The 22,275-nt window shown below is 69.0% G+C and carries 18 protein-coding genes and 1 tRNA gene; 15 read left to right on the top strand and 4 right to left on the bottom strand.

What is annotated here, in order from left to right; translation table 11 throughout:
- Positions 1-2: 2 nt before the first annotated feature.
- The gene (locus ACNPNP_RS07360; protein ID WP_448965403.1) at positions 3-470 is read left to right on the top strand and encodes a DUF2867 domain-containing protein; all 468 of its coding nucleotides are present in this window, start codon (positions 3-5) and stop codon (positions 468-470) included.
- Here the strand turns inward: ACNPNP_RS07360 and ACNPNP_RS07365 are convergent.
- Entirely contained in the window at positions 467-1,009 is a 543-nt protein-coding gene (locus ACNPNP_RS07365) for a TetR/AcrR family transcriptional regulator (protein ID WP_448965404.1), read from the bottom strand. The two genes, ACNPNP_RS07360 and ACNPNP_RS07365, sit on opposite strands and share 4 nt — an antisense overlap.
- A 47-nt stretch (positions 1,010-1,056) precedes the next feature.
- Here ACNPNP_RS07365 and ACNPNP_RS07370 point away from each other — a divergent pair, with 47 nt between their 5' ends.
- The 13 genes from ACNPNP_RS07370 (at position 1,057) to ACNPNP_RS07430 (ending at position 17,267) form a co-directional block, all read left to right on the top strand.
- Positions 1,057-2,589 (top strand): MFS transporter, encoded by a 1,533-nt coding sequence (locus tag ACNPNP_RS07370; protein WP_448965405.1) that lies wholly within the window; start codon positions 1,057-1,059, stop codon positions 2,587-2,589.
- Between the two features lie 70 nt (positions 2,590-2,659).
- Positions 2,660-3,709 carry a 3-isopropylmalate dehydrogenase gene (locus ACNPNP_RS07375; protein ID WP_448965406.1) on the top strand — a complete coding sequence of 350 codons (1,050 nt, stop codon included), beginning with the start codon at positions 2,660-2,662 and terminating at the stop codon, positions 3,707-3,709.
- Positions 3,710-3,754: 45 nt separating this feature from the next.
- Positions 3,755-4,849: a branched-chain amino acid aminotransferase gene (locus ACNPNP_RS07380; RefSeq protein ID WP_448965407.1), complete on the top strand. Its 1,095-nt coding sequence runs from the start codon at positions 3,755-3,757 to the stop codon at positions 4,847-4,849.
- Between the two features lie 47 nt (positions 4,850-4,896).
- Positions 4,897-5,673, top strand: a complete 777-nt coding sequence (locus ACNPNP_RS07385; RefSeq protein ID WP_448965408.1) for a fumarylacetoacetate hydrolase family protein — start codon at positions 4,897-4,899, stop codon at positions 5,671-5,673.
- Positions 5,670-6,926, top strand: a complete 1,257-nt coding sequence (locus tag ACNPNP_RS07390) for an MFS transporter (RefSeq protein WP_448965409.1) — start codon at positions 5,670-5,672, stop codon at positions 6,924-6,926. The genes ACNPNP_RS07385 and ACNPNP_RS07390 overlap by 4 nt, the downstream gene beginning before the upstream one ends.
- Positions 6,923-7,693, top strand: coding sequence for a class I SAM-dependent methyltransferase (locus ACNPNP_RS07395; protein ID WP_448965410.1), 771 nt, complete (start codon positions 6,923-6,925; stop codon positions 7,691-7,693). Before ACNPNP_RS07390 ends, ACNPNP_RS07395 begins: the two co-directional genes overlap by 4 nt.
- Positions 7,694-7,725: 32 nt before the next feature.
- Positions 7,726-9,231 (top strand): glutamate--tRNA ligase, encoded by a 1,506-nt coding sequence (gene gltX / locus ACNPNP_RS07400; RefSeq protein ID WP_448965411.1) that lies wholly within the window; start codon positions 7,726-7,728, stop codon positions 9,229-9,231.
- Between the two features lie 127 nt (positions 9,232-9,358).
- A tRNA-Gln gene (locus ACNPNP_RS07405) sits at positions 9,359-9,433 on the top strand.
- 74 nt (positions 9,434-9,507) lie between these two features.
- Positions 9,508-10,488: a DNA topoisomerase IB gene (locus ACNPNP_RS07410; protein WP_448965412.1), complete on the top strand. Its 981-nt coding sequence runs from the start codon at positions 9,508-9,510 to the stop codon at positions 10,486-10,488.
- 80 nt (positions 10,489-10,568) lie between these two features.
- Positions 10,569-12,920 (top strand): FtsX-like permease family protein, encoded by a 2,352-nt coding sequence (locus ACNPNP_RS07415; RefSeq protein WP_448965413.1) that lies wholly within the window; start codon positions 10,569-10,571, stop codon positions 12,918-12,920.
- The gene (locus ACNPNP_RS07420; protein ID WP_448965414.1) at positions 12,917-15,595 is read left to right on the top strand and encodes an ABC transporter permease; all 2,679 of its coding nucleotides are present in this window, start codon (positions 12,917-12,919) and stop codon (positions 15,593-15,595) included. Before ACNPNP_RS07415 ends, ACNPNP_RS07420 begins: the two co-directional genes overlap by 4 nt.
- Before the next feature lie 17 nt (positions 15,596-15,612).
- Complete coding sequence (locus ACNPNP_RS07425) at positions 15,613-16,590, top strand: ABC transporter ATP-binding protein (protein WP_448965415.1); 978 nt, start codon at positions 15,613-15,615, stop codon at positions 16,588-16,590.
- Entirely contained in the window at positions 16,587-17,267 is a 681-nt protein-coding gene (locus ACNPNP_RS07430) for an ABC transporter ATP-binding protein (RefSeq protein WP_448965416.1), read from the top strand. Before ACNPNP_RS07425 ends, ACNPNP_RS07430 begins: the two co-directional genes overlap by 4 nt.
- An 11-nt stretch (positions 17,268-17,278) precedes the next feature.
- Here the strand turns inward: ACNPNP_RS07430 and ACNPNP_RS07435 are convergent, their stop codons facing one another.
- Entirely contained in the window at positions 17,279-17,974 is a 696-nt protein-coding gene (locus tag ACNPNP_RS07435) for a M23 family metallopeptidase (RefSeq protein ID WP_448965417.1), read from the bottom strand.
- Between the two features lie 440 nt (positions 17,975-18,414).
- Positions 18,415-18,618 carry a cold-shock protein gene (locus ACNPNP_RS07440; protein WP_033104556.1) on the bottom strand — a complete coding sequence of 68 codons (204 nt, stop codon included), beginning with the start codon at positions 18,616-18,618 and terminating at the stop codon, positions 18,415-18,417.
- A gap of 291 nt (positions 18,619-18,909) precedes the next feature.
- Between ACNPNP_RS07440 and pepN the strand changes: the two genes are divergently transcribed.
- Complete coding sequence (gene pepN / locus ACNPNP_RS07445) at positions 18,910-21,387, top strand: aminopeptidase N (RefSeq protein WP_448965418.1); 2,478 nt, start codon at positions 18,910-18,912, stop codon at positions 21,385-21,387.
- Here the strand turns inward: pepN and ACNPNP_RS07450 are convergent.
- Entirely contained in the window at positions 21,365-22,273 is a 909-nt protein-coding gene (locus tag ACNPNP_RS07450) for an aminoglycoside phosphotransferase family protein (RefSeq protein ID WP_448965419.1), read from the bottom strand. The two genes, pepN and ACNPNP_RS07450, sit on opposite strands and share 23 nt — an antisense overlap.
- Positions 22,274-22,275: the final 2 nt, after the last annotated feature.

Below are 22,275 nucleotides of genomic sequence, written 5' to 3' on the forward strand. Positions count from 1 at the left end.
ACATGAACGAGCCCGCATTCTCCAGCCTCGCGTTCGGCGAGGGACGGTTCGACCACGGCGATGTCGTGTTCATTCCGATACCTCCGCACGCGAGCGTCGACCCCCGTGTCTGGGCGGAGACTCTGTTCTCCCGTGCATCGATCCCGAAGCCGGTGCAGGCGCTGTTCGGGGTGCGGATGATCTTCGCGTCGCTGCTGGGGCTCCGTCCGGCGCCGGACGGTGTCTTCGAGGTTCGTGAGGTGGTCGGAGACGAGGCCCTCATGAGCTTCGACGATGCCCATCTCGACTTCCGCTGCGCGGTCGGCGTGGACGCCGAAACGCGCGTGGTCCGAGTGACGACCGTGGTGCGCCTGCACGGATGGCGGGGCCGTGTGTATTTCACGCCGGTGAGTCTGCTGCATCCGATGATCGTGCAGTCGATGCTGCGCCGCACTCGACGCATCCTCTCGGGACGGGCCCCCGGACTCTAGGACGTCGCGCGGACCACCAGTTCGACGAGCGCGCGCAACTCCTGATCGCGGGGGACCAGCCGGTCCGGACCGTTGATGTCGAGCGAATTGTTGAAGTACAGCCCGTCTCCGACGAGCAGCACGAGGTCGAGCGACGCCTGATCGCGCACACGAGGGCGGATCGCATCGGCCCAACTGCTGCGGGTCTCGCGCAGTGCATCGCCGGCGGCGCTCGATCCGCCCTGCGCGAGCCGTGAGACGGCGATGAGCGCGCGGTCGAGCGGCTCGTTCTCCATGACCGAGGTGCGCACGTAATAGGCGACGGGCCCCTCCGGTGCGACGTTCATCTCGGTCAGATCTTCGTCGACGAGACGCATCAGCCGCTCGATCATGCCGGTCGTGAGGTCGTCCTTCGAGGCGAAATGGTAGAGCAGGCCGCCCTTGGACACACCGGCCGCCTTCGCGGTGGCGTCGAGGGTCGCGGTGCGCTCACCAGAGGAGATGAGGATCTCCTCGAAGGCGTCGAGCACGCGCTCTCGAGCGAGGGGAGGTCTGGCCATATCTGTTACTATACCATCTGGACGGTTTACTATCGAAAGAGGATGAGATGGCCCAGATCGGGGTCGAGACGAGCGGGATCAATGCACCACGTGCGGGGGCACGGGCGTGGCTGGCGCTCGTCGTGCTCATGCTGCCCGTGCTGCTGGTGTCGGTCGACAACACGGTGCTGAGCTTCGCGCTGCCCGAGATCGCGATCGCGCTGGCGCCGTCCGGCGCCGAGCAGCTGTGGATCATCGACGCGTACCCACTCGTGCTCGCCGGACTCCTCGTCACGATGGGCACTCTGGGCGACCGGTTCGGCCGTCGCCGGATGCTGCTGATCGGATCCACCGGGTTCGCCGCGGTCTCCGTGCTCGCGGCGTTCGCGCCGACGGCAGCGCTTCTGATCGCCGCGCGTGCGCTGCTCGGGTTCTTCGGCGCGATGCTGATGCCCTCGACCCTGTCGCTGCTGCGGTCGATCTTCCAGAACCGCGACCAGCGGCGGATGGCGATCGCCGTGTGGGCGTCGGCCTTCTCCGCCGGTTCGGCGCTCGGCCCGATCGTCGGCGGGTTCCTGCTCGAGCACTTCGCATGGGGTTCGGTCTTCCTCATCGCCGTGCCGGTGCTGATCCCGCTGCTGGTCGGGGCGCCGCTGCTGGTTCCGGAGAGCCGCGACCCGGCCCCGGGCAGGATCGATCCGATCAGCATCGCGTTGTCCATGGGGACGATGATCCCGGTGGTCTACGCGATCAAGGCCGTGGCCGTCGACGGCATCACGGTGGCCGCCGTGCTCTGGGCGCTGCTGGGCGTCGCGATGGGCTGGCTGTTCGTGCGCCGTCAGCTGCGCGCCAAGACGCCGATGCTCGACATGGCGCTGTTCCGTCGGGGGTCGTTCTCCGGCGCGATCCTGGTGAACCTGCTCAGTGTGGTGGCGCTCGTCGGGTTCCTGTACTTCGTGCCGCAGCACCTGCAGCTGATCCTGGGGATGTCGCCGATGATGGCCGGTATCGCCCTGGTGCCGGGAATGCTCGCCGTGATCGTCGCAGGGCTGAGCGTCGTCCCTGTGTCACGCCGCGTTCCGCCGCACATCCTGGTCCCTTCGGCCCTCGCATTCTCTGTCGTCGGATACCTGCTCGTCGCATTCACGACGGCGGGGCACGGTGCGCTCCCGCTGATCCTCGCCTTCGTCGTGCTCGGGATAGGCATCGGCGCCGCCGAGACGATCTCGAACGAGCTGATCCTCTCGAGCGCACCCGCGGCGAAGGCCGGCGCCGCGAGCGCGGTGTCCGAGACCGCGTACGAACTGGGTGCGGTGCTGGGCACGGCGGTGCTCGGCGGCATCATCACGGCGTTCTACCGCTCGGCTCTCGTGGTTCCGGAAGGCGTTCCTTCCGGCGTCGCCGAGGCCGCGCGTGAGACCCTCGCCGGGGCGTACACCGCGGCCGAGGAGTTGCCGGATGCGCTGGGATCGGCGCTGTGGGAGGCCGCGGCATCCGCCTTCGACTCCGGGGTGCTGGTGACCTCGCTGATCGGCGCGGTCCTGGTCGTGGGGGCCGGCACGATCGCCGCCGTCACACTGCGCACGAAGGCCGCACGCTGACCAGTACGCTGGTGGATACGTGCCCCCGCGCGAAGTCGCGCCACGGGCGATCCCGGTGCAAGGAGTGTCAATGTCGCGTGTCGTGAAGCTGGCCGTCATCCCCGGTGACGGCATCGGTCCCGAGGTCGTCGCCGAGGCGGAGAGGGCGCTCGACGCCGTCACCGCCGGCAGTGACGTCACGTTCGAGAAGACGCACTTCTCGCTCGGTGCCGCGCGATACCTCGAGACCGGAGACACCCTCACGGACGAGGATCTCGCCGCGATCAGGGCTCATGACGCCATCATCCTCGGCGCCGTCGGCGGAACGCCGGGTGACCCGCGGCTGAAGGACGCGAACATCGAACGCGGTCTGCTGCTGAAGCTGCGCTTCACGTTCGATCACTACGTCAACCTGCGCCCGTCGAAGCTCTATGCCGGAGCTCCTGGGCCGCTCGCCGATCCCGGCGACGTCGACTTCGTCGTCGTGCGCGAGGGCACGGAAGGGCCGTACGTCGGCAACGGCGGCGCGATCAGGGTCGGCACGCCGCACGAGATCGCGAACGAGACCAGCGTGAACACCGCCTACGGCATCGAGCGCGTGGTGCGGTACGCCTTCGAGCTGGCGGGGCGTCGTCGGCAGAAGCTCACCCTCGTGCACAAGACCAACGTGCTCGTGCACTCGGGTGGCATGTGGAAGCGCATCGTCGACGAGGTGGCGACCGAGCACCCTGACGTGGCCGTAGACTATCTCCACGTCGACGCGGCAACGATCTTCCTGGTCACGAACCCCTCCCGCTTCGACGTGATCGTCACCGACAACCTCTTCGGCGACATCCTCACGGATCTGGCAGGCGCCGTCACCGGTGGCATCGGCCTCGCCGCATCGGGCAACATCAACCCCGACGGCACGTTCCCCTCGATGTTCGAGCCCGTTCATGGTTCGGCGCCCGACATCGCAGGCCAGCAGAAGGCCGACCCCACTGCGGCGATCCTGTCCGTCGCCCTGCTGCTCGATCACCTCGGGCTCGCGCAGGAATCCGATCGCCTCACACGTGCGATCGAAGCCGACATCGCAGCACGGGCCGGTTCCCGTACCACCAGCCAGACGGGCGACGCGATCATCGCACGGCTCCAGGCGTAGTCTGAGACCACGCGCACGCCGCCCGCAACGAACGCAGGATGTGACATGACAACGACCGAGACCGAACTCGCCCCGCTCGAGTTCTCCGTGACCAAGAACCTCGCTGCACGCTCCGCCGCGCAGCGCGATGAAGCCCTCGCCAACCCGGGCTTCGGCACGATCTTCACCGACCACATGGTCGACATCTGCTGGTCGGCGCGCGGGGGATGGCACCGACCGCGTGTGCAGCCGTACGGCCCGATCTCGCTCGACCCCGCAGCTGCCGTGCTGCACTACGGCCAGGAGATCTTCGAAGGCATCAAGGCCTATCGCCACGCCGACGGTTCGATCCACACCTTCCGCCCCGACCAGAATGCGGCGCGTCTGCAGCGCAGCGCCCGCCGGATGGCTCTGCCAGAGCTCCCCGCCGACTACTTCCTCCAGTCGCTGCGCGAACTCATCGCGGTCGACGGGGCCTGGGTGCCGTCAGGAGAGGACCAGAGCCTCTACCTGCGCCCGTTCATGTTCGCGAAGGAGGCGTTCCTCGGTGTGCGCCCGGCGCAGAAGGTCGCGTACTACGTGATCGCGAGCCCCGCGGGCTCCTACTTCAAGGGCGGCGTCAAACCGGTGCGCATCTGGCTCTCCGAGACGCATGCCCGTGCCGGCAGGGGCGGTACGGGAGCGGCGAAGACGGGCGGGAACTACGCCTCCAGCCTGCTGCCGCAGGCCGAAGCCTACGACAAGGGCTGCGACCAGGTCGTGTTCCTCGACCAGGACGGCAATGTCGAAGAGCTCGGCGGGATGAACGTCGTGTTCGTGTTCAAGGACGGACGCGTCGTCACGCCGGAGTCCGACAGCATCCTCGAGGGCATCACACGCAACTCGCTGCTGCAGCTCGCCGAGGATCGCGGCCACACCGTCGAGCGCCGTCCGGTCTCCCTGCAGGAGTGGCGCGACGGTGTCGCGTCCGGTGACATCGTCGAGGTGTTCGCATGCGGCACGGCCGCCGTCGTCACACCCATCGGTGCACTGGTCACGGCCGACTTCGAGGATGTGCAGCCCACCGGCGAGCTCGCCCTCTCGCTGCGCGAGGAGCTCACCGACATCCAGTACGGTCGGGCGACGGACAAGCACGGCTGGCTCCACCGCCTCGACGCCTGACCTCGTCCCACCCGTACCGGCGCCGGTACCCGGGCTAGGCTGGAGCGGTGAAGATCGCTCGGTTCAGCCACAATGACGCCATCCGCTACGGCATCGTCGACGAGCAGGAGCTCGTCGTCCTCGCCGGAGACCCGATGTTCGCGGGGTACGAGACCACGGGCGAGCGCGTGCCGCTCGCGGATGCCGCGCTGCTCGCACCCGTGATCCCTCGGTCGAAGGTGGTGTGCGTGGGCAAGAACTATCACGATCATGCCGCCGAGATGGGGGGAGTGGCACCGGAGGAACCGCTCCTGTTCCTCAAGCCGAACACCTCGGTGATCGGCCCCGGTGACACGATCGTCCGTCCGACGATCTCGGAGCGCACCGAGCACGAGGGCGAGCTCGCGGTGGTCATCGGCCGGATCGCGAAGAACGTCACGGCGGAGAACGCACTCGACTACGTTTTCGGGTACACCGTCGCCAACGACGTCACTGCGCGCGACCTGCAGAAGAAGGACGGCCAGTGGACGCGCGGCAAGGGGTTCGACACCTTCTGCCCGCTGGGGCCCGTCATCGAGACGGACTTCGTCCAGACGGATGCCACGATCGAGACGCGGGTCAACGGCGAGGTGCGCCAGCACGCACCGCTCAGCGACATGATCCATTCGGTTGCGGCGATCATCGAGTACGCGTCCGCCGTGTTCACCCTGCTGCCCGGTGACGTCATCCTCACGGGCACGCCGGCCGGCGTCGGCCCGTTCGAGGCAGGCGACACGGTCGAGGTCGAGGTCTCCGGTCTCGGCATCCTTCGCAATTCTGTGCGCGACGCCATACCCGTGGCATGACGACGCTGCCGGCTCTCGACCAGGCGGCGATCCAGCGGCGGACAGTCCTCGTCCTGTCGCTCGGACAGGTGCTCGGAGGCATCGCGTTCGGCGCGACGGTCTCACTCGGAGCGCTGCTCGCGGCCGACCTTTCCGGCGACGATGCGCTGTCGGGCCTGGCGACGGCCGCTGTCACGCTCGGCGCCGCACTGTGCGCCATCCCGCTGGCCCGACTCGCGAGTCGTGTCGGACGCAGGCGGGCACTGACACTCGGGAACCTGTTCGCACTGGTCGGCATCGGCGTCGTCATCCTGGCCGCCGCGATGCGGGTCTTCCCGCTGCTGCTCGTCGGCATCCTGATGATCGGCGCCGGCAACGCGGGCAATCTGCAGTCCCGCTTCGCGGCGACCGACCTCGCCTCGCCGACGCACCGCGGACGCGACCTGTCGGTCGTGGTGTGGGCCACGACGATCGGCGGGGTCTCCGGTCCGCTGCTGCTCGGCCCCGGAGAGATCGTCGGCCAGGCCATCGGCATGCCGCCGCAGACCGGCTCCTACCTCTTCTCTCTGGTCGCCCAGACGGCGGCGTTCGTCCTCTATGTCGTCGCTCTGCGGCCAGACCCGCTTCTGACCGCGCAGCGGCTCGCGAAGGATGCCGCGGCATCCCTCTCAGCACCCGTCGTCGTGCCGGATCGCCCGACGGTCGCCCGCTATGCGATCTTCGCGATCGCCGGGTCGCATGTCGTGATGGCCTCGGTGATGGCGATGACACCGATCCATCTGTCCCATATGGCGCACGGCATGCACGCAGGTCATGCGTCGAGCGCGGACATCTCACTGCTGGTCGGCTTCACGATCGCCATGCACGTCGCCGGCATGTACGGGCTGTCACCGGTCTTCGGCATCCTCGCCGACAGGTGGGGGCGGCTGCGTGTCGTACTGCTCGGACAGGCGATGCTCGCCGGAGCGCTCGCGTTCGCCGTCCTCGTGAACGATCAGGCGTGGGGCGTGATGGTCGCGCTCATCCTGCTCGGCCTCGGCTGGAGCGCCGCCACCGTCGCCGGAGCGGCGCTGCTCACCGAGGCGAGTGCGCCGGAACTGCGCACCCGGCGTCAGGGGCGCAGCGATTCGCTCATGAGCCTGTCGGCCGCCGCCGGTGCGGTGCTTGCCGGCGTGGTGCTCTCGAACTTCCAGTACTCGGGACTGGGGATCGCGGCATCCGTGCTCGTCCTCGCGATCGTCGTGCTCGCGCCACTGGGGCGGGCCAGGGCGTGAAGTCATGGGCGGGCGTCGGCGAGGCCTACGCCGCCTCCTACGCCGCGCTGTGCGAGGGGACTCACGACGAGATCGTGCGCGGGCTCGGACCGGCGAGAGGCCGTCGGCTGGTGGATGTCGGAGCCGGCACCGGAACGCTCGCGGCACGACTGATGGATGCCGGCTGGTCGGTCACGGGCTGCGAACCGGAGTCGTCGATGCGGGCCGTCGCCGCACGGGATCATCCACGCGTGCCGATGGTCGACGGTGCGCTGCCCGGCCTGCCGTTCGATGACGCCGTGCACGATGCCGTGACGGCGAACTTCGTGCTCAACCACGTGCCGGATCCGCGTGCTGCGGCGCGCGAGCTCCGGCGGATCGCGGCGCCGGATGCCGTGCTGGTCGCCACGATCTGGATCGTCTCGCCGTCGTGGTTCTGGCAGAGCGTCAGCGACCGCGCCGGTCTCGTGGCACCCGCCGGCGGACGACTCGCGCCGGACAAGGACTTCGAGCGGACCTCGGAAGGATTCGGACGGATGCTCGCGGACGGCGGGTGGCGTGGGGTCGAGGTGAGCGAGCACAACTGGACCTGGCACGTGGAGACCGAAGCGCTCTGGCGCTCGGCGGTGGGCGGTGTCGCCTCCGCCGGCGCGTTGTACCTCTCGCTCGATGCGGCCGAACGAACGCGGTTCGCGCGGGCGTTCGACCAGCTGTGCGCGGAGCATTCGAACGGCTCGCGGGTCGCGCTCGAGCACACTGCGGCCGTCGCTGTCGGCGGCGTGGGTTGAGCCGGCATCCGCACGCGTAGGATTGAGAGGCTATGGCTACCCCGCATCCTCTCACCACGACCGCTTCAGGCGCCGACGTCCGCGTCCGCTTCTGCCCTTCGCCGACCGGCCTTCCGCACGTGGGGATGGTGCGCACCGCTCTGTACAACTGGGCGTACGCGCGACACAACGGCGGCAAGCTCGTCTTCCGCATCGAGGACACCGATGCCGCTCGCGACAGCGAGGAGAGCTTCCAGCAGCTCGTCGACGCGCTGACCTGGCTGAAGATCGACTGGGATGAGGGCGTGCAGGTCGGCGGACCCCACGAGCCGTACCGCCAGTCGCAGCGTCACGACATCTACCGCGGCGTGATCGACAAGCTGCTCGCCTCCGGCGCACTGTACGAGAGCTTCTCGAACGCCGAGGAGATCGACGCCCGCAACGAGGCGAACGGGCGCGCGAAGCAGCTCGGCTACGACAACTTCGACCGCGACCTCACCTACGAGCAGAAGGCCGCCTTCCGCGAGGAGGGCCGGCTGCCCGCCCTACGCCTGCGGGTGCCGGAGGAGGACCTGACCTATGTCGATCTGATCCGCGGCGAGGTGACGTTCCCCGCGGGGTCGTTCCCCGATTTCGTGGTGGTGCGGCCGAACGGCGTCCCGCTCTACACGTTCGTGAACCCCGTCGACGACGCGTTGATGGGCATCACGCACGTGCTGCGCGGTGAAGACCTGATGCCGTCGACGGCGCGTCAGCTGGCCCTGTACGCCGCGCTCATCGAGGCGGGCGTCACCACCTTCGTCCCGCGCTTCGCTCACATGCCGCTGGTGCTGGGTGAGACCGGCAACAAGAAGCTCTCCAAGCGCGACCCGCAGGCCGACCTCTTCCTGCATCGCGAGCGCGGCTTCATCCATGAGGGACTGCTCAACTACCTCGCGCTGCTCGGCTGGTCGATCGGGCCCGACCGCGACATCTTCTCGCTGGACGAGTTCATCGCCGCGTTCGACATCGAGAACGTCAACCCGAACCCCGCGCGCTTCGACCAGAAGAAGGCCGAGTCGATCAACGGCGACCACATCCGGATGCTGGAGGTCAAGGACTTCGCCGAGCGCACGATCCCGTACCTCGCCGCTGCAGGGCTCTTCGAAGAGCCGACGCACGAGCAGCTGGTCCTCGCGTTCCGAGCAGCACCGCTGGTGCACGAGCGCGTGCAGCTTCTCGGAGAGGTGCCCGGCATGCTCGGCTTCCTCTTCACCGACGAGATCTCGTACGACGCGGACGCGCTCAAGGGCCTGCCCGCCAACGCGGTGGACGTGCTCGAGGCGTGCGTCACGGCGCTCGAGCCGGTGACGGAGTTCACGCCGGAGAAGATCCAGGAGGCTCTCGCGACCGCGCTGGTCGAGAACCTCGAGCTCAAGCCCCGGGTGGCCTACGGGCCGCCGCGCGTCGCGATCACCGGACGCCGCATCTCGCCGCCGCTGTTCGAGTCGATGGAGCTGATCGGCAAGGACGTCACGCTGCAGCGCCTGGGTGCATTGATCGCGCTTCTCCGCTCCTAGGCGCGACCGGCGTGTCGTGCCCTGAGTCGCACGACGCGCCCGGAGGTCCGCTGAGCCGGGGGCGTTTTGGCGGCGACGTTCGGATCGGGTAGAGTAGTACCTCGGTGCGAGGCTCAGGTTTCGCCCTTGGGGTATGGTGTAATTGGCAACACAGCGGTTTCTGGTACCGCCATTCTTGGTTCGAGTCCAGGTACCCCAGCCACAGAAGAACCCCCGCTCAGGCGGGGGTTTTCTTGGTTAAGGCCAGGCGTCGCAGCATCCGACGGGGAGGATCTCATGTCACGACTGCCCATCACCCGTGAGACCGACGGCGATCGCGTCGTGTACCGCGACGCCGGGCGTCGGATCACGCGCGAGCGCGAGATCGCGAGACTGGATTCCCTGGCGATCCCGCCGGCCTGGACGGATGTGGAGATCTCGCGCTCCTCGTCCTCCAAGGTGCTGGCACGCGGAGTCGATGCGGCAGGTCGCCGCCAAGCCCTCTACAGCCCCGCGTACCGTCGGCGGCAGGAGAAGAAGAAGTACGCGCGCGTGCTGGAGTTCGCCGAACGACTGCCACGTCTGCGCAAGCAGCTGGATCACGACCTGCGCAGGCGCAGACTCGGCGAGGACAAGGTCATCGCCTGCATCGTCAAACTGATCGACCAGGAGTTCTTCCGCGTCGGCAATCCCGAGTACGCCCGGAAGTACGAGCACTACGGGATCACGACGCTCCGGCGCAAGCACACCGACGTCTCCTCGAACGCCGTGACCTTCGACTTCATCGGCAAGAGCGGGAAGCGGCACGTCAAGACGGTCCGCGATCCGCAACTCGTCAACGTGATCCGCCGGCTCAACGAGATGCCAGGGCACGAGATCTTCCGCTTCCTCGATGAGGACGGAATCATCCACGACATCGACAGCCGGAGAGTGAACGCGTACGTCAAGAGGCACATGGGCCGCGACTTCTCGGCGAAGGACTTCCGCACGTGGGGCGGCACGCTGCTCGCGACCTCCGCCTTGCTCGCGGTCGAGCGCGAACGGGGCGACGCGGGTGAAGACGCCGCGGTGGTCCGTGACGTCGTGGCGCGGGTGGCCGACCGCCTCGGCAACACTCCTGCGGTGACGAAGGACTCGTACATCGACCCGCGCGTCTTCGCCGCGTTCGAGGACGGCGTGACGATCCCCGCGGTCCGCCGGGCGATGAGCCGGATGCGGCCCCGCAAGTACCTCACGGTCGAGGAGCAGTGCGTTCTCAAGGTGCTGCGCAAAGGCTGAGCCGCTCTGCGTCGTCGGCATTGCGCCTGTTCGCAGATCGGGCCAGGATGTTCTGCAGTGCGTGCAGTGGATGAGGACCGATGACGTTTGCAGTGAGGCGGGCCGGCGAACACATCGGTCGACTGTCGCTGCTCGCGCTCGTCGCGGCTCTCGTCGTCGGCGGCATCGGCGCGATCGACGCGGTGTCCGAGCGGCTGCTCGCCGCCGGATCGTCCCGAATCCTCGCGGACGCGGAGCCGGCGGCCCGTACTCTTCGCGTCGTGGCGCTCCAGGCCGCAGACGGCGCTGCGCAGGACGCCGAGGTCCGCGCAGCGATCCAGGCGACGTTCCTCGACACCGACATCTCCATCGCCCGTCAGGCCGAGGTCGACGCCGCGGTGACGACGGCGTCCGGAGACGTGCTCGACCTGCGCCTGCTCGAAGACGCGCGCGTTCCCGATCTCGGCCGCATCGCGGAAGGGGAGTGGCCCCGTGCGCCCGATGAGATCGCGATGCTGAGCGCCGCGGCGGAGCGCTACGACCTCGGCGTGGGCGACACCGTCACCCTGAACAGAGACGGCGAGAGACTCACGGTCGTGGGCCTGTGGACCGCCGACGACCCCCAGGACCCCGCCTGGCACGGCGAGACGGCCGTGGCATCCGGTGAGACCGACGGCGTGATCGGTCCGGCGATCGTCGCCGACGACGCCCTACTCCGACTTCCCGGCACGGCGCGGATCACGTGGGAGATCGAGCCGGATCGGGTCGGACTCGACGAGATCCCGAAGCTCCAGCGCGCGAGCGCGGCTCTGAGTGGATTGCCCGAAGAAGTGGATCCCCAGCGCGCGCAGAACACGCGCATCCTGGGAAGCCTCGGCGACACACTGCAGCGGGCATCGACAGCAGTCCTCGCCACGCGCGGTCTGCTCGTCGCGCCGCTGCTCATCATCGCGCTGCTCGGCGTCCTGGTGCTGAGCCTCGCCCTCTCGACCCTCGCACTCGCGCGCGGCGAGGAGCTGCGCCTCCTGCGCGCCCGCGGGGCGTCTTCGCTGCGGCTGGCTCTCAGCGCCGCGACCGAGGCTGCCGCATTCGTGGCCGCGGGGGCGCTCATCGCGCTCGTGCCGCTCGCGGTGACTGTGGGGATCAGCGTGGTCGCGCTGCTCACGGCTGTCGGCGCGGTGGTGCTCGCGGCTGCCGCTGCGGCGCTGTTCACCGTGCGCAGCGCGGGTGGTGCCGACACCGTGCGGCCGGAATCGGTGCGCGGGGATGCGAACGTGCGCATGCTGCGCACAGGGCTCGTCCCCGTGGGCTCGATCGTGTGTCTGGCCGCGCTGTCCGCCTGGCAGCTGTTCACGAACGGCGCAGTGATCCGTCCCGATGGGTCACCGGATCCGCTCGCCGCGGCCGCTCCGGCACTGTTGATCATCGCCGCGTGCACCGTGGCTCCCGTGACAGCGGGACTGCTCGCCGGACTGGCGGAGCGGCTGCTGCGCCGCACACGCGGAGCTGTGCCGATCCTTCCGCTCCGTCAGATCGCTCGTCGCATGGGCAGCATCGCGGTGGCGATCCTGTGCCTCGCCCTCGCCGCCGCGTCGTCGGCCCTGGCCGCGGCCGCTCCTACCGCCGCGGGCGCCGCTGAGCACCGCGCGCAGGTCGCGCTCCTCGGCGGAGACATCCGCATGATCTCGGACGACGGCGTGCACGAGGTCGCCGCCGCTGCTGCGACGTGGGACGAGGTGACGAAGGCGACAGAACTCGTCCGCATGCCCGTCACCGTCGGGTCCGACACCGCAGTGCTCCTCGCCGGCCCGCCTGCCGCACTGGGGATCGAAGACGGGCTCGCATCGGAAGCGCCGGGCACGATCGCCGCCGCGGTCACACGAAGCCTGGCAGATCATCTCGGAGCCGAGGAGGGCACCGTCTTCACGGCACGGATCCGCTCGGTCGCCCGTCCTGTCTCGATCGAGATCGGTCGCATCGTCGACGCCCTGCCTGGTGTGGGAAGCGGATTCGGCATCGCGGCCGATCCTGAGGAGCTGCACGCCGCGGGCGCCGACCTGCGTCCCAACGAACTCTGGCTGCGCAGCAGCACACCGGTCGACACCGCGGCGCACATGCTGACGCAGGCGACGCATCCGGCACGGATCCTCACCGCAGCGCAGGTGAGCGCCGCGCCCGTCGTCTCCATCGCCCCGGCATTGCTGGCGGCGGGTGCGCTCGTCTCCGCCGTCCTGGGGGTGATCGGATTCCTCGCCGCGATGTCGGCCACGGCCCGTGCGCGCCGCGGGGAGTCTCTCGTACTGCGTGCGCTCGGGCTGCGGCCGGCACGTCAGCGCGCTCTGCGGATCGGGGAGACCCTCGGTGTGGCGTTCTACGCCGTGCTCATCGGCACCGTGCTGGGCATCGCCGTGGCGGCAGCTGTTCTGCCCGTCGTTCTGGGAGCAGGGACATGAGCGGCCGCATCCCCGTGCTGATGCGCGGAGCCTTGACCACGCCGGCTCTGTCGTCGTTCCTCGTGATCGTGATCGCCGCGCTGTCGTACATCGGCGTCGCAGCTCCCGCTTTCCTCGCGGACGGGCGCACCGCGACCATCCAGCGCAGTGTCATGTCGCTGCCGGACCTCAGCCGATGGCTCTCTGCGACCACGCCGGGACTGCCGGCGATCGATCCCGTTTCGGACGGGGGATCCGGCGTGTGGGGGAGCGCGCTCGAGGTGCTCGCGCAGAAGCGCCAGGATCAGCCCGAGCCATTGCGCGCGCTGCTGGGCGCGCCCCGGATGACCGTGACGGCCGACGCGCAGCCCACGCGCGATGACGACCCCGACCGTGACTCCCCGGTGCCGAACAACAGAGTCGGGCTCGTCTCCGATCCTGGGCTCACGGCGCGCGCCGACCTCGTCGAGGGACGCCTCCCTGAGCTCACGGATCCCGCGGACGGCATCGAGATCGTGCTCACCGAGACGGTCGCCGACCAGCTGGGTTGGCGCCCTGGGACCGAACGCCGTTGGGAGGATACGACGTTGATGCTCACGGGCATCGTCGCCCCCGGTGAGCGGGATCAGGGCGACTGGGCGTTCATCAGCGGGTCAGCGCGCCCGCTCGTCGAGGTCGAAGGGGGTGGGGATCGCGTCCTCGTCGCCGCCGGGTTCATGCACGTGGACCAGGCCGCTGCGATGGTGGACCGCGTCCGCGACATGAAGGTCACGGCATGGATGCCGTTCGATACCGACGCGATCGAAGCCGGCGACGCCGAGACCACTGCCGCACAGCTGCGTCAACTGGCGGCGGACCCCGCTGAGATCCCGATGTACGACGAGACCTTCTACAACAACGGGCTCGCGTTCAGCTCGTCGCTTCCGCAGGCGATCGGCGCAGGGGTGGCCCGTGGCGACGCGATGGCCGCAGTCGTGACGGTCTCGGCCGTGGGCCCGATCGCGGTCGCGCTGGTGGTGCTCGCCTTCGTGAGCCGCTTGATCGCCGTCCGTCGCGTCGTCGCCGCCCGGATGCTGCGCGCGCGAGGTGCGTCCACGTCTCGCCTGATCGCGCTGCTGGGCGGCGAGGGAGCCGCGCTGGGTGTGATCGGGGCCGCGATCGGCGCGGGCGCCGCCGGCGCGTGGCCGGGATGGGCGGCGACGTGGGTGCTCCTCGTGCCGTGCGCCCTTGTACTCGTGCCCGCGGCCGTGGTGCCGTGGGGCACGCTGACCGATGCCGAGCATCGCGGGCGTCAGGACTTCGGCGAGACGAGTCGCGACAGAGTCGGCAGGGCGGTGCTGCACATCGCGATCGTCGTGGTGACGGCCGTGCTCGCGTCCCTGCTTGCGGTCCGGGCGGCTGGAGGCGTCGATCCGCTCCTTCTCGCGCTCCCGGTGCTCCTCGGCGCATCGGGGAGCATTCTCACGCTGCGCCTTCTGCCGTCGCTGCTGCGGACGGCCGAGCGGCGCGGTAGGCGCAGCACCGCGCTCGTGGGGCTTCTGGGGCCTGCACGCGCGCGTCGGGATCCGATCATGCGCACGGCGCCGGTGCTCGCGGTCGTGATCGGTCTGGGAGTGGCCACGTTCTCCGTCGCATTCGGCGTCACGGTCTCGGACGGCATCGCACGCTCGTCGGCGATCAGCGTGGGGGCCGACGTGCGCATCGATGCCGCGTACATCACTCAGGACGGAGCGGATCGAGTCTCAGCTCTCGACGGCGTCGCGTCGTCGGCAGCGCTTCGCGGCAGCACGACGGAGGACGCGTCCTCCGTCACGCAGAAGGTGCGGGCGCAGGTCTACACGGTCGACCGTGACGAGCTTCTCTCCGTCCAGCACGATCCGACGACGGCGATCGTCCTGCCCGCCGCTCTCGCCGAGCCGACGGAGGGGGCTGTACCGGTGGTGGTGTCTGAGGGCCTGCGGGACCGTCTGGAATTGGGCGACGGCGAAGAGCAGGTGCTCGAGGTCGGAGGGAAGCAGGTGCGCGTCGTCGGGATCGCTCCGTCGCAGGTGCCTTTCGGCGCCGCAGAGCTGTGGGTGATCGTCGACTCGGCCAACGCCGCGGCCATCGGCGCGCAGAGCACCGGCTTCTCGCAGCTCTTCCTCGCCCTCGACCCCGGCGCCGATCCGGAGGACGTGGGAGAGGCGGCCGTGGCGACGCTCGGCGGAGACGCCGCGTTCGAGACACCCCGGCGCATCTCGACCGTCCGCGAGGAGGACCCGGCCCTCGGCCTCGTCCGCATCGCACTGTGGTCGGCGAGCGCCATCGTCGCCGTGCTCCTCGCCGTCGGCGTCACGGCAGCGCTCGTGCTCGGAGCTCCGTCTCGCGCACACATGCTGGCGATCCTCCGGGCGCTCGGTCAGCCGCGCGGCGCCGCTGGGCGCCTGGTCGTATGGGAGGTCGCACCGGCGCTGCTGCTCGCGGTGCCGTTCGGTGTGGGAACGGGTATGGCCATGGCATGGCTCGTGATTCCGCGACTGGACCTGCGCGAGTTCATCGGCGGTGTCGTTCAGCCGCCGGTCGCGCTGGGCGGTGCATGGCAGTTCGTGGTGGTCGGCGGCTTCGTCATCGTCACGGCCGTAGCGGTCGCCGCCGCGACGAAGCTGGGATCACGGTTGGCAGCGGCTACTGCAGCAGGCGACGACAGGACGTTGTGATGGAAAGGGGAGTGGCGATGAGCGATGACGCGCTCGACGGTGTGATCGTCTGCGAGGGGCTCGTGCGGATCTTCACCGCACAGGGTGTGGAGGTGCAGGCACTGCAAGGCCTGGATCTGCGCATGTCGACGGGGGAGATGGTGGCTCTGGTCGGCGCATCCGGCTCGGGCAAGAGCACTCTGCTCGGCATCCTCGCCGGCCTCGATCGACCGACTGCGGGGTCGGCGAGCGTGGCCGGGCACGACCTCACGACGATGAAGGGTGCCGAGCGTCTGGAGTACCGTCGCCGCAGCGTCGGGTTCGTGTGGCAGCAGTCCGCGCGCAACCTGCTCCCATACCTGACAGCACGGGAGAACATCGCGATGGTGCACGAGGTCGCCGGACTGGTCCGGCGCGCCGAGCGCGCCTCGACGGGCGACGAACTGCTGGAGATGCTGGGAGCGGCCGAAGTCGCTGACAGGCGACCGGCCGACATGTCCGGCGGTCAGAGGCAGCGTGTCGCGATCGCCGTCGCCCTCGCGAACAGGCCCCGGGTGCTCCTCGCCGATGAGCCGACGGGTGAGCTCGACGAATCGACCAGTGCCGAGGTGCTCGCGGCCATGGAGACGGTGAATCGCGAGCGCGGTGTCACGACTCTCATCGTCACGCACGACGCGGGCGTGACGGAGCATGTCGAGCGCACGGTGCGCATCCGCGACGGTCGCACCTCGACCGAGACCCTGCGTCGTACCGGGATGGACGATGCCGGGCGGGCGGTGAGGACCGCGCACGAGTACGCCGTGCTCGATCGCGCGGGGCGCATGCAGCTGCCGGCCGACTTCGTGTCGGCGCTCGATCTGCGCGACCGCGTCCGGCTCACGCTCGAGCCCGATCACGTGCGAGTCGCATCCGGGCAGGAGCGCACTGTCCGTTCCGGCGGTGAGGTCGGCGACCTGGACGCCGATACCGGAGATCGCGACGACAGCGAAGAGGATGAAGGAGAGGACCGATCATGACCGTCGTGCTGCGAGCCGAATCGCTCTCCCGCGTGTTCACCAGTCCTGCCGGTGAGGTCAGAGCCGTGCAGGACGCGGATCTGACGGTCGAGGCGGGAGAGCTCGTGGTCGTCGCGGGTCGCTCAGGCGCAGGAAAGACGACACTGCTCACGATGCTCGGCGGACTGGATCGCCCATCGGCGGGGCGGGTGCTCGTCGACGGCGTGGATCTGGCCGATCCGGCGGTCGACTCCTCGGCGCTGCTCGGCTCCCGCATCGCCTCGATCTTCCAGACCGCAGGTCTCATCCCCGTGCTCTCCGCGGCCGAGAACGTCGAGGTCCCGTTGCGCATCCGTCGGGTCGATCCCGTTCAGCGCGACCGCAGGGTCGCTGAGGCGCTGCGCAGCGTCGGCCTCGAGGAGCACGCCGCGCAACGACCGGGGGAGCTCTCCGGCGGTCAGCAGCAGCGGGTCGGCATCGCGCGTGCGCTGGTCATGGCGCCGGGGATCCTGCTGGCCGATGAACCGACCGCCCAACTCGACAGCGAGACGGGCGCGCAGATCATGGAGCTCATCGCGCGCCTCGTGCACGACAGCGGGACCGCCGCCGTCGTCGCCACGCATGACTCAGCGATGCTCCAACGAGCGGATCGCGTGCTCGAACTGCATGACGGCATCCTCAGGGAACGAGTGCCCTGAGCCGGGGCGTGTCAGCCGACGCGTGCGGTGAGCCAGGGCATCGGATCCACCGGCACGTTCGAGATGTGCACCTCGAAGTGCAGGCAGGAGCCGAACACGTAGCCCGTCGAGCCCACGTCGCCGATGTACTGGCCGGCAGTGACGCAGTCGCCGACCTGCACCGCGCGCGTGCCGTAGTTCATGTGCGAGTAGACGGTGCTGACGGCCTCGCCGTCGATGACGCTCTCGATCTGGATCGTCACGCCGTAGCCCTCGAAGCTCTCAGTGGAACGCGATACGCAACCATCCATCGCGGCATTGATCGGTGCTCCGACGGGCGCGGCGAAGTCCTGTCCCATGTGCGATCGTCCAGGGCGTGATGCGCCGAATCCGTCGGTGAAGGAATAGCTCCCCGCGGCCATCGGCATCACTACATGATCTGCAACGGGGATCTCGACGGCGCTGCCCAACGGCATCCCGGCGGCCAGCGCAGCGGCGACGGCGCGCGAACGGGTCTCATCGATCTCGGTCGGCGTCGTCGCGGAGAAGTTGCCTCGTGGTGCGATCTCCGCGCGGATCTCGTCCGTGGAGCTGTACGTCTGCGCGTCGCCCGCGATCGCCGCTGCGGTGCCCGCAGCAGTGGTGGCGGCGACAGGCTCGGCGTTCGGACTGAGCGAGGGCAGGGCGATTCCCGTGATCAACGCGCCGACGGCAAGCACCGACCCCATCGCCTTCGTCTTCGCCCAAGGGCGACGTGCGGGCCGGGGCGCTGACGCACGCGGCGCAGAGGGCGGGGGCGTGGTCGCGCGCTGGGTGGTCGCGCGCAGCGGTGTGATGGGCTCCCGCGGGGCTTCCTGCTCAGGTGCTGCGGCAGCGGGGGTCGCTCGCTGACGCAGGTCGCGCCGCAGTCGCGGGCGAGAAGCGTGGGGGGTGTCTGGTTCTTCCGAGGCGGAGTCGTGTGCGCGCTCGGGTCGCACTGAAGTCGTGAGGGATCCTTCCGACGCAGATCGGGTTGCTCTGCAGGGGTGGTCCCTTCGGGCGAGACCGTTACCGAGCTGTAATCTACGTGTCGAGCCCCCGGGTCGTCAAATCGACGGCCGGGTCACTGGTGACAGCAGAAGGCCCGACCCCCGCGTGATGCGGGGATCGGGCCTTGGAGCGCTCTGGTTCAGAGAGCGGTGATGTTCGTCGCCTGGGGACCCTTGGGGCCCTGCTCCGTGTCGAACTCGACCTTCTGTGCTTCCTCGAGGTTGCGGTGTCCGCTGCCCTGGATCGCGCTGAAGTGCGCGAAGACATCGGCGGATCCGTCATCGGGAGCAATGAAGCCGTAGCCCTTGTCGGAGTTGAACCATTTGACAGTGCCAGTGGCCATGCTGTGTTTCCTTTGTGTTCGTGGGCCGAGCTTCGACCCGTAATGCCTCGACGATGTTCGGCTCGGCAGCTTGAGGGCTCTCAGTGCGACGGCGAGGTATCGCTGCGTCGCTCGTCTGGGAGCGTGAGGTAGGTGAAGGACGATGATCGAGTGGCCACCGTGCGGGTTGCAGTCGGGCCGAAGAACAGCCGGAGATTCCGGAAGTCAACGTGAAGGTGTCGCTTCAGCCTAGCCCATTCGTGAGACATCGTGTTGACCGGTGTGGAGTTCGCGCATGAAACGATGGACGGCATGACTTCAGCGAACCTCACCAGGCAGGAGACCGCGTCGAGATCGGCGATGGTCACGGTGCACGATCTCCGGGTCGAACTCGACGTGCGAGAAGCTCCGGTTGCGGAGCAGGTCGGGTTCCGCACGACCACCACTGCGCGCTTCGACGCGTCCGCGTCCTCCACCTGGATCGACTTCATCGGCGAGTCAGTCGCTCACGTGACACTCAACGGCGTCGAGATCCCGATCGAGTACGACGGGGCGCGCATCACTCTGAACGGTCTCGCCCCGACCAACACCGTCGTGATCGAGGCGGTCGGGCTCTACAGCCGATCCGGCGAGGGGCTGCACCGGTTCGTCGACCCCGTCGACGGCCAGACCTACCTCTACACGCAGTACGAGCCGGCCGATTCGCGCCGCGTGATGGCGTGCTTCGAACAGCCGGACATGAAGGCGTCGTACACGTTCGTTGTGCACGCGCCGACCGGATGGCGCGTGCTGTCCAACCAGAGCGTCGTGAGTGCGCGTGACGCGGACGGGGCGCAGACGGTCGAGTTCGCGCCGACCTTGCCGATCTCCAGCTACATCACGGCGATCGCTGCCGGCCCGTACCACCGTGTCGACGGCGTGTGGACCCGTGGCGAGCAGCAGGTCGAGCTCGGTGTGCTCTGCCGCGCCTCGCTGGCGGCGCATCTGGAGGCGGACGAGATCATCGAGGTCACCCGTCAGGGGCTGGACTTCTTCACCGACGCGTTCGCGTTCGCATATCCGTGGGGCAAGTACGACCAGATCTTCGTTCCCGAGTACAACCTCGGTGCGATGGAGAACCCTGGTCTGGTCACCTTCACCGAGGCGTACATCCCCCGCGGTGCCGCGACCGACGCGCAGCGCGGCGCGCGCGCCAACACGATCCTGCATGAGATGGCGCACATGTGGTTCGGCGACCTCGTCACGATGCGCTGGTGGGACGACCTGTGGCTCAAGGAGTCGTTCGCCGACTACATGGGCTCGCACGCGTCTGCGGCGGCGACCCGATTCACCGACGCGTGGGAGCGGTTCGCGGCCAACCGCAAGGCGTGGGCGTACCAGCAGGATCAGCTTCCGACCACGCACCCGATCGTCGCCGACATCCCTGACCTCGAAGCGGCGAAGCTCAACTTCGACGGCATCACGTACGCGAAGGGCGCCGCCGTGCTCAAGCAGCTCGTGGCATTCGTGGGCGAGGAGGAGTTCTTCGAAGGGGCGCAGCGCTACTTCGCCGCGCACGCGTACGGGAACACGACGCTGGAGGATCTCCTCGTGCAGCTCGAGGACGTGTCCGGGCGAGACGTGCGTGCCTGGTCGAAGGCATGGCTGGAGACGAGCGGGGTCTCCACGCTCTGGCTGGAGACCGACAGCGCGGGGGAGAGGATGCTGGTGCAGAGCGATCCGCGGCCGCATCGGCTGCGCGTCGGGCTGTACGACCTGACGGAGGACAGGCTCGAGCTGCGTGAGCAGGTGGAACTCGACATCTCGGCCGAGCGCACCCCCGTCTCGTTCGCGGATGCCGACCTCGTCCTCCTGAACGACGCCGACCTGAGCTACGTCAAGGCCCGCCTCGACGACTCGTCGACGGCCGCGGTCAGGACGGCCCTGTCCACTCTGGCGCCGCTGCCGCGCGCGCTGGTCTGGTCATCACTGTGGAATGCGACGCGCGATGGCGAGATGTCGGCTGCGGAGTACCTGGAGATCGTGCGTCGGCATGCGCCGGCAGAGGAGAACATGGGGCTCCTGTCGGGTGTGCTCGCCAACGCCGCCTACACGATCGGGCACTTCGTGCCCGCGTCGGCGCGCGATGCCGAGCGCGAGGCATGGCTCGCGGCTGCGCGGATGGCACTGGATGAGGCAGAGCAGGGCAGCGATGCACAGCTCGCGTGGGCACGCGCATTCGCCGCGGCTGCGGCCTTCACCGCGACCGATGCCGACCGCGTCCGCATGATCCTCGACGGCGACGGACCCGCGGGGCTGCCGGTCGATCCTGAGCTGCGTTGGTCGCTGATCACGGCACTGGCGACGACGGGGAACGCCTCAGAGCAGACGATCGCGCGAGAACTCGCGAACGACGACACCGCTGACGGACGCACGGCGGCGATGCGAGCACTGGCCTCGAGGCCGACGCCGGACGTCCGCGCCTCGGCATGGGACCGGGCATGGAGCGATCAGAGCCTGAGCAACGACCACCTCGATGCGATCATCGCCGGCGTGCGGGCCGGTGCCCGCCGTGATCTCATCGCACGATTCGACGACGAGTACTTCGCGTGGATAGCCGGCGTCTGGGAGTCGCGCAGCATCGAGATCGCCAGGAGGCTGGTGATCGGGTTGTTCCCCGGGACCGAGACGACGGATGCCGTCGACGCCTGGCTCGCGGCGAACGGCAGTGCGCCTTCGGCGCTGCGCCGGCTCGTGATCGAGCAGCGCGATCATCTCGCCAGGGCGATCAGGGTGCGGGCGCTGGGATGATCTTCTCGGCCAGGAGTTCCGCGGACGTCGCCTGGCCGAGCGTGAGGTAGTCCTCACGGTCATCGCTCTGAGTGAGCAGGATGGCGGCCACGCAGGCGGCCCACGCGCGCGCCCGTGTCCATGTCGCCTCGTCGTAGCGCGTCTCAGTCTCCCGGCGGAACAGCGCGCGGCCGTCCGCGTCGAATGCCATCCAGGCGGCCGCGAGGTCGTAGGCAGGGTCTCCGGCGGTCACATCACCGAAGTCGATGAGTGCGGCGAGGTGATCTTCTTCGATGATGATGTTGCCGGGGTGGAGATCACCGTGGATCCATACACGCTCTGAGCTGGGTGGCGCGGCGATTCCGGCTGTCCAGGCTCGGGCGAGCGCCTCCGATGTCGGCGCGGAGATCTGCGCGAGAAGCGCACTCATCCGTTCGTCGCGCTCGATGAGCGGGATGCCGCGGACAGCGTTGCGGGGTGCGTTCGCCGGCGCCGGCCGGTGGAGCGCGCCCAGAGCACGGGCGAGTTCGCGCGCCCAGCTTCCGTTCTTCGAGCGGGGACGTTCGAGCGCACGGGCGCCCGGTATCCAGGGGACGATGGACCAGGGCCAAGGGAACTCGGATGTCGCCTCACCAGCGACGACGGGAACGGGCGTCCGGACACCGACGGCGTCGAGCATTCGCCCGATGATGGGCAACGATTGCTGCTCATGCTCGATCAGCGACGCGGCGAGGCTGCGGCGAGGCACGCGCACTGCGAGATGGTCCCCGAGCCGCCAGGTCGCGTTGTCCCAGCCTTCGTCCACGAGTTGCAGTGCGAGATCTGCGAGGTGCGGTGCGCCCTGTCTGACCAGCATTCGGACCTCGGGCTCGTCGAGCGTGCGCTCGGCGGTCGGTGAGACGCTCACGG

The sequence above is a fragment of the Microbacterium xerophyticum genome (assembly GCF_053543555.1).

Coding starts and splice junctions, on each gene's coding strand:
- ACNPNP_RS07360 (WP_448965403.1), top strand. CDS start 3: ATGAACGAGCCCGCATTCTCCAGCCTCGCGTTCGGCGAGGGACGGTTC.
- ACNPNP_RS07365 (WP_448965404.1), bottom strand. CDS start 1,009: ATGGCCAGACCTCCCCTCGCTCGAGAGCGCGTGCTCGACGCCTTCGAG.
- ACNPNP_RS07370 (WP_448965405.1), top strand. CDS start 1,057: ATGGCCCAGATCGGGGTCGAGACGAGCGGGATCAATGCACCACGTGCG.
- ACNPNP_RS07375 (WP_448965406.1), top strand. CDS start 2,660: ATGTCGCGTGTCGTGAAGCTGGCCGTCATCCCCGGTGACGGCATCGGT.
- ACNPNP_RS07380 (WP_448965407.1), top strand. CDS start 3,755: ATGACAACGACCGAGACCGAACTCGCCCCGCTCGAGTTCTCCGTGACC.
- ACNPNP_RS07390 (WP_448965409.1), top strand. CDS start 5,670: ATGACGACGCTGCCGGCTCTCGACCAGGCGGCGATCCAGCGGCGGACA.
- gltX (WP_448965411.1), top strand. CDS start 7,726: ATGGCTACCCCGCATCCTCTCACCACGACCGCTTCAGGCGCCGACGTC.
- ACNPNP_RS07410 (WP_448965412.1), top strand. CDS start 9,508: ATGTCACGACTGCCCATCACCCGTGAGACCGACGGCGATCGCGTCGTG.
- ACNPNP_RS07415 (WP_448965413.1), top strand. CDS start 10,569: ATGACGTTTGCAGTGAGGCGGGCCGGCGAACACATCGGTCGACTGTCG.
- ACNPNP_RS07420 (WP_448965414.1), top strand. CDS start 12,917: ATGAGCGGCCGCATCCCCGTGCTGATGCGCGGAGCCTTGACCACGCCG.
- ACNPNP_RS07425 (WP_448965415.1), top strand. CDS start 15,613: ATGAGCGATGACGCGCTCGACGGTGTGATCGTCTGCGAGGGGCTCGTG.
- ACNPNP_RS07430 (WP_448965416.1), top strand. CDS start 16,587: ATGACCGTCGTGCTGCGAGCCGAATCGCTCTCCCGCGTGTTCACCAGT.
- ACNPNP_RS07435 (WP_448965417.1), bottom strand. CDS start 17,974: ATGGGGTCGGTGCTTGCCGTCGGCGCGTTGATCACGGGAATCGCCCTG.
- ACNPNP_RS07440 (WP_033104556.1), bottom strand. CDS start 18,618: ATGGCCACTGGCACTGTCAAATGGTTCAACTCCGACAAGGGCTACGGC.
- pepN (WP_448965418.1), top strand. CDS start 18,910: ATGACTTCAGCGAACCTCACCAGGCAGGAGACCGCGTCGAGATCGGCG.